Below are 252 nucleotides of genomic sequence, written 5' to 3'. Positions count from 1 at the left end.
AGGGCCGTACCGAGTCGATCACCAACCAGGGCCCGGCGACGAAAGCGGCCAACGACCAGAAGAACGAGGTCTGCACCAGCACCTGCAACCGCATCAACTTCGCCCTGGGGCTGGACAAGCTGGACGACGGCGTTCTCGGCGCCCGCTGGGTCACCGAGTTCACCACCTGCATTGACGTGGTCGACCAGGGCGTGGTGTTCCACGACATGGACGGCCGCAGCCATGCGTACCCGCTGCCCAAGCAAGGCAAGC

Annotated in this window: 1 protein-coding gene; it reads left to right on the top strand. The window is 65.5% G+C overall.

The annotated features are described in order from the left end of the window. A partial coding sequence (locus tag NJG22_RS24515; RefSeq protein WP_253098519.1) for a DUF6531 domain-containing protein occupies nt 1–252 on the top strand: 252 nt, incomplete at both ends.

Source organism: Pseudomonas sp. VA159-2 (assembly GCF_024126635.1).
In the GTDB taxonomy this organism is placed as follows: Bacteria; Pseudomonadota; Gammaproteobacteria; order Pseudomonadales; family Pseudomonadaceae; genus Aquipseudomonas; species Aquipseudomonas muyukensis.
Note: the sequence above shows the minus strand (reverse complement) of the source record. Positions and strands in the feature narration are given on the sequence as shown.